5 protein-coding genes are annotated in these 7404 nt (G+C 37.8%); 1 reads left to right on the top strand and 4 read right to left on the bottom strand.

Translation table 11 applies throughout. The features are described from left to right. Positions 1 to 274: 274 nt before the first annotated feature. The 4 genes from DWZ44_RS19605 to DWZ44_RS17725 all read right to left on the bottom strand — a co-directional run bounded on the left by DWZ44_RS19605 (position 275) and on the right by DWZ44_RS17725 (position 6288). Positions 275 to 361, bottom strand: coding sequence for a helix-turn-helix domain-containing protein (locus DWZ44_RS19605; RefSeq protein WP_117762139.1), 87 nt, complete (start codon positions 359 to 361; stop codon positions 275 to 277). Between the two features lie 171 nt (positions 362 to 532). Continuing rightward, positions 533 to 1333 carry a helix-turn-helix transcriptional regulator gene (locus DWZ44_RS17715; protein WP_019163021.1) on the bottom strand — a complete coding sequence of 267 codons (801 nt, stop codon included), beginning with the start codon at positions 1331 to 1333 and terminating at the stop codon, positions 533 to 535. Positions 1334 to 1684: 351 nt separating this feature from the next. Further along, a complete protein-coding gene (locus DWZ44_RS17720) occupies positions 1685 to 3082 on the bottom strand; it encodes an MFS transporter (protein ID WP_055221854.1) in 1398 nt (465 codons plus the stop codon). Between the two features lie 167 nt (positions 3083 to 3249). After that, a complete protein-coding gene (locus tag DWZ44_RS17725; protein WP_055221856.1) occupies positions 3250 to 6288 on the bottom strand; it encodes a glycoside hydrolase family 2 TIM barrel-domain containing protein in 3039 nt (1012 codons plus the stop codon). 200 nt (positions 6289 to 6488) lie between these two features. On the opposite strand from DWZ44_RS17725, the gene DWZ44_RS17730 reads away from it, so the two are divergent. Further along, entirely contained in the window at positions 6489 to 7352 is an 864-nt protein-coding gene (locus tag DWZ44_RS17730) for an AraC family transcriptional regulator (protein ID WP_055221858.1), read from the top strand. Positions 7353 to 7404: the final 52 nt, after the last annotated feature.

The raw sequence follows: 7404 nt of genomic DNA on the forward strand, positions 1-7404 counted from the left end.
ATAAGAGCTGTAGCCTGTTTAAACATCTGCGGTTTAAGATGAACATCAGGAATTACTAATATCTTCATACCATCATACCTTCTTATACTATTCTACTGGATATATCACCCTTTGTCCGGATATCTTCCAACTGATACCGCATTTGCAATGTCTTAATCCAATGAACTGCTGTTTCATAGCACCACCACAGACAGGACATCGTTTTGCTTTTGATCTCATCGCTTACCATGCTCAAGTTAAGCTTCTCTTCTCCATTTACCTGAGGTACAGCTGATCAAGATGCCGAAGCGATGACACAGCCGAACGTTCTGGCAAACAAAACTTTCTGCACATCATCGGGGTAGAATTTGACCCAAAACATTACAAAGGAAAGTGACCCTGTACGACAAAAACATTATACAACAAAAAACACTGATTGGTAGACTTCATCAATATTTTTTTCTACAAATATTTTTATATTATATCATCCACACATGAAATCAAATACATAGCACTGTAAAATCAAAGTAAATATTTCGATCAACAGAACCTTTTATGACAACATCTCTTTCACACAAGTACTTCGATAATCACTTGGTGATATTTTATATCTTTCTTTAAATACTCGGTTAAACGTTCTCTGACTTTCAAATCCACTATCCAGACAAATATTTGTAATAGAATCACTCGTATTTTCCAAACGATGGCATGCATAGTTCAGCCTTGCATCGTTAAGATATTGATTAAAGTTTCTATGGAATGTCTTGGAAAAGAGTCTGGATAAAACATATTTGCTCACGCCCAGGTCTTTTGCCATCTCTTCCAACGAAAACTTCTTCTTGAAATTTGCTGATATATAGGAAACTGTCTGGTAAATAAGATCGTTGCTCCCCACACTGCTCTTTTCTACCAAATTTAATTTTCCTATGCAGCGTGCCAACACAATTTGAAGATATGCCTGTGCAACAGTAATATCCGACTGTTCTGTCTCTAAAATTGCATTTATAACCCTATATACCTCCGGTTCAACCTTTTCCGCTTTGATGATTGGGTATTCAGGAGCCATGGATTGCATGATATCTGCAAATTTGGCTATCGTAAATGGCGATGCGATCAGATAAGTCGCTTTATTTACACCGGGTGTCAGTACCTGATAGTGATGAATAACATCTGGAAATACAAAGCCTATATCTCCTTTTTCCATATGGTATAGTTCCTGTCCGACACCAAGTTCTAATGCTCCACTTGTTACACAAACGATCTCCAGTGCATTATGAAGATGTGGTTCAATATGTTTTGACTTCCTATTTATTGCTATAATCTCCTCTTTTGTGTCAACATATTTTAACTGCATGAAATACTCCCTTTTGCAACATTTGTCTATATCTTCTTTCAATTTGGCAAGCAATCCTTTTACACCTATCTTATAATCAACTTGTAAATAAGGAAAGGAGGAATTGCAAATGAGCAACCTAAAAAAATATCTGAATGACCTTTTAGTATTCTACACTGAATATTTTGAGCATCCTTACCATGTATAAATACTAAAAGGACTATTTTGTGAAAACTGAATATTTTCTTAAGGCCATTTCACAAAAATGAAGTGGTCCTTTTTTATTTTCAAAATACAGTTCTATCACTTTATATATAGAAAAAAGCACTGTCTCATCGAGCAACGACCAGACAACGCTTTCTCCTGTCAATTCTAATTTATGTCTAATGCATCCGTTACTTCATCTGCAGCAATTCCTTTTTCTGCTTTCAGTTTTTTATTTGCATCTTCTACATTCATTCTTGAAAGTGCAAACATAATCAATACATCAAAGATTAACGGAAGCCAAAGATACATGAACTGCATCATATCAAGTGCAGACTGTGGCTGAGTTGCATTTGTTCCGACATATCCACTGAACTCAAGCATCCATCCAACAACAGCGGTTCCAATACCTCCACCGATTTTTACACCAAGAGAAGTACAAGAGTACATCGTTCCGTCAATTCTCTTTCCCTGCGTAAGATAAGTGTATTCAGAGCAAGATGCGATAACTGCATTCATATCTCCCTGCCATGGTCCCTGACCTAAGGCTGCAAGAGCTGTAAATGCCATCATCAGCGGAACACTGCCCATATATCCGGCAACAACAACAAGTGCTCTACCGATGACTGCCAAGACGTAACCTCTTAAGTTCAGTTTATACATACCTTTCCACTTACCAACTAATGTCGGTGTGAAAATCAGGGCAATGATCAGTGGAATATTTACTGCCCATGCAAATTGTCCAAACAAATTCTTATTTTTCAGTACCCATGTCATGTAATAAATGCCAGCTCCAATCATGGCACCATATAACTGCTGTAAAATATATGTTCCACAAATCATCATGTAATATTTGTTTTTAACAAGAAGCTTGAATGCCTGTACCATTCCGTACTTTTCATTATCATTCTTTACTTCTCCTTCATTAAGTTCTTCCTCCGGAAGTTCCTTAACAGAAAGTGCTGAAATCGTATTTACGACCAGACCAATGATTGCATAGATAATAGCAACCGTTCTCCATGCCGCAGCATCTCCACCACATTTATCTACAAATTCAACTGTAATCGCCTGAATCAGAAGACTTGTTGAAAATGCAAAAATAAAACGGTAAGATCCCATCTGTACACGCTCTTTGCTGTTCTTTGTAATCAGTGACGTAAGTGCTGAATAAGCAATATTGTTTGCTGTATAAAACACACCATTTAACAGTGTATAAGAAATAAAGAACCATGCATATTTAGCCGTTGTTCCAAAGCTGACTGGTACTGCAAAGCAGCAGACCAGCGTAATGGCACAACCAATGTATCCGTATAGCATCCAGGGTTTCGCTTTTCCCATTTTACTGTGTGTTTTGTCAATCATTGATCCAAAAAATATATCCGTAAAACCATCAAATAGTTTTGATACGGCAATCAGGGTACCCACGACACCTGCAGCAAGTCCTACCGAGTCCGTCAGATAGACCATCATAAAAGATGTCAAGAACGCATAGACTACATTACCTGCAACATCACCTGATCCGTATCCAATTTTGTTATACCATTTCAAATACTTTTTTTCTTCCATCGAATTTCTTTGCTCCTCATCTTCATCGCACTTAGAATCTCAATATGTCTAACCGTATGATGTCTAATTCTAATTTTTTCTCTGTTTTTGTCTGATTGCTCTGTATATCCGGACTTTACATTGCAATCAGACTATCCTTCTTTGTTTACGGGTTACATGAAACTTTATTATCCCTTTACATACGGTATCAGCGTAAACTGGAACCGGAATAATACATCATCAAATCGGTACTGATCTAATACAACTGGACCACAACTATTAGAACCAATGCCATTTAATGCGTAGTCAACACAGAATACTACACTATCTGATTCTATTAATTCATAATTATGCGTTTTCTTCTCAAGTTCTTCCTGTGTATAATAAGAAGCATTGAATGAAAATGCCTTTTCTGCGGATGCCACAATTCCATATCGGCTGTTGTTAAGCTCTACATATTCACAATCATAATGGCTTCCATTTTCCTGTGGACGGATATAGTCCTCATGTAAATCTCCTACATCTGCCCGGTATAAACCGTGGCTCGCAGCCTGATGTTTATCACAATAACTTTCCTGTGGTCCCATTCCAAAGTATCTTACAGCTGAAAGTTTTTTATCCAGGAACATCCTCACACCAAATCTCGGAAGATCCGGGAATTCATCGTCTTTTGTTACTGCAATATCTGCATCAATCTTTCCAGCAGCTTCTATTTTCCATGTAATCGTCACATCAAGAATCTTCTGTACTGTCTCTGCCACAACGGAAGCATGGCTTGTAATCTTCACACCATGTTTTCCCTGCACAACCTCTGTCGTATAGGCTCTTGTGTAAGCCTTATCATAGTGGGCTTTCTTCCATTCAGACTTGATGTACATATCGTTATCTGTTGGAGCTCTCCAAATATTTAATTCCATCGGATGGTTCAAGTATTCCCGCCCTGCGAATTTCATCTCTGTAAAGAGTGCAGTACGTTTGTCTATGGTATAAGCAAATTCACGCCCCTTGATATGAATCTGTGTATCATTTTCATTTACCTGTAATTCAGAGTCCACTACTGTTTTTGGTATCCATTTCTCTGCAAGTTTACATTTTGTATCCTCTTTACTTACCTCAATTTCATCAAATCCAAGAATATGGTCTTCATTCAACAGTGGCAATTCTTTTTTCAGATGGTAAATAAGTTTTAAATAACATTTCCCATTCTCTGGAACATTGATCTTCAGGTTTGTTTTTCCTTCCCCGTGTGGTGCCACAGAAAACTCCGGAAGTATGCCTTTGCTGATCACAAGACCATCCTGTGTCAGCTCATAACTAATCTTCACATAATCTTTCAAGTCATCAAAATCCATGTAGTTATGAAGCACCAGTTCTCCGCTTTCTTTGTTATAGGAAATAACTCTTGCCGGGCGATAAACATTCTTGTATTCCAAAAGTCCTGTATGTACCGTTCTGTCCGGATATACTAATCCATCCATACAGAAGTTGCCATCATGAATTTCTTCGCCATGGTCGCCCCCATAAGCATATATAGTCTTTCCATTCTCAGCAGTTCCATGAGCAATCGCATGGTCACACCATTCCCAGACAAAGCCGCCGCACATTTTATCATTATCCTGAATCATCTGGAAGTAATCTTCAAAATCTCCAGGTCCGTTTCCCATGCTGTGACAGTACTCTACCAAAAGGAAGGGTTTGCTTCCATCTTTATCCAGATATTCCTGAATTTCGGAAAGCGCCGGGTACATCCGGCTGTACACATCCAGATTGCTGTAATCATATGTTTCATCATAATTACGGTATCTTGCACTCTCATATTGTGTGATGCGGTCTGGATCAAAATTCTTTGTCCATTCCAGTGCTTTTTCAAAGTTGCAGCCATAAGCACTCTCATTTCCCATTGACCACATAACAATACAGAAACGGTTTTTGTCACGTTCCACCATGAGTTTTACGCGATCAACGATTGCCTCTTCCCATACCGGATCATCTGCAATCTTCTCATTCCATCGTTTGAACCGATTGTAATCAGTGTCTTCTTTTCTGTAGATCATAAATGGACCATGAGCTTCAATATCTGCTTCATCTATTACCATGAATCCATACTTGTCACACATTTCATAGAAAAATGGTGCGTTCGGATAGTGGCTGGAACGGATCGCATTAAAATTATGCTGCTTCATTAACGTAAGATCGGTTGTGAGCTGTTCCAGACTGATTGTAAATCCAGTAACCGGATCGGAATCATGTCGATTGACACCACGGAATTTAATCTTCTGTCCATTTAGGTAAATGACCTGGTCTTTAATCTCTATCTTTCTTAATGCAATGTGATCTACAATTACTTCATTCTCTGTTTCAAGAATCAGTTTATATAGATATGGATTTTCTGTATTCCAAAGTTCCGGACTTGCAATTTCTAATACAGCTGTTCCTTCTTCAGCAATACTTCCTAGTGCTACAACTGCTCCGTTTCTATCTTCAATCGAAATTTTTACATTTAAGGGAAAGTAGAATTTCATTTCAATTTCTACTTTCGCAAGCATATCCTCAATTCTTGTTTTAATATGATAATCACTGATTGCCTGTTTTGGGCGTTTCAAAATGTACACATCCCGGAAAATACCACTCATACGGAATTTGTCCTGATCTTCCAAATAGGAACCATCACACCATTTCATTACCAACACTGCCACCGTATTCGTTCCATCCTGAAGTACATCGGTAACATCAAACTCACTGGTCATATGTGAAACCTGGCTGTATCCTATGTAAGAGCCATTGATCCATACATAAAAGCAGCTGTCTACTCCTTCAAAGTTCAAAAAAGCTTTTGATGCTTTCTCATCTCTGCTGTACTCAAAATTATGTACATAAGCTCCACACGGAATATCCTGTGGCACATATGGTGGATCAAACGGAAACGGATACCGGATGTTTGTATACTGGTGTGTATCATATCCTGCCATCTGCCATACACTTGGAACCTGAATCTCATCAAAATTTTCTGTATCATAATTCTTCTCAAAGAAAGAATCCTGAATGTCATAGATGCTGTTAAAATACTGGAATTTCCAAGTTCCATTCAATAACTGCATACGATCTGATTCTTCTCTGTGTTCCACCAAGTTATCCATTCTTTTGGATGCCGGAATATAATAGGCTCTGGCTGGCATTGTGTTTTCGTGCAGTACGCTTAGATTTTCATAATAACGTGGTACGATCATAAATAACTCTCCTCCAATACATATACTTTTTTGTTCTTTGTTTCCCTAAAGCAAACCTTATACTTTACTTTTTTGTTTACGTTCCTTAGTTATGCTATATATAGCTTATCCTAATCCGCAAAACATGTCTATAAATTGGATTAGACAAAATATGCACTAAATGATACAATGATAAAAAGTGCGAAAAGAGGTGCTGTCCTATGTATTTGAACACCGGTTATTTGAACCACTCACATATGGATTTCAAAGACAAAAGTCGTCCGCTGATTGTAGGTAGCTGTGGTACTTACCGTCTTTCCAGACATCCCAAACTTCCTACCTACCGTCCAAGGGGTCGTCTGGATTATCAGATTATATATATCACTGCTGGTTGTGGGCATTTTCATTTTGATAATGTAAATAACGAAACGATTGTTCCAGCCGGCAACATTGTACTGTACAGACCGAAAGAACTTCAGAAATATGAATATTACGGAGAAGATAAGGCAGAAGTATACTGGATTCACTTCACAGGAAGCAATGTGAAAAATATCTTACGTCAATATGGATTTCAGGATAAAGAACGTGTCTTTCAAGTGGGTACATCTAATGAATATGAACAAATTTTCAAGCGTATTATTATCGAGCTCCAACGCTGTCAAGATAATTATGAGGAAATGCTCGTCCTTTTGCTACGTCATCTTCTGATCAGTTTCCACCGGGAACTGACAAGAGAGCACATATTAAAAAATGAATATCTTGATCATGAGATGGATAATGCTGTTACCTTTTTCAGTGAAAACTACAATCAAAATATCAATATTGATGATTATGCTGCCTCACGAGGCATGAGTGTCAGCTGGTTTATCCGAAATTTCAAAAAATATACCGGTTCTACACCAATGCAATTTATTGTGGGAATCCGCATCAACAATGCTCAGATGTTACTTGAAACAACAACTTATTCCATCAATGAGATTTCTAAGATTATCGGATATGATAACCAGCTTTATTTCAGTCGGCTTTTTCACAAGTTGAAAGGATATTCGCCGAGAGAATACCGAAAGCTGAGAAACAAATTCTGAGAGAGTATGAAACTTTTTCTGTAAAATAATGTTTGGAAGGTTCTTCTATGAT

The organism is Blautia sp. AF32-4BH, assembly GCF_003460565.1.
GTDB lineage: Bacteria > Bacillota > Clostridia > Lachnospirales > Lachnospiraceae > Fusicatenibacter > Fusicatenibacter saccharivorans.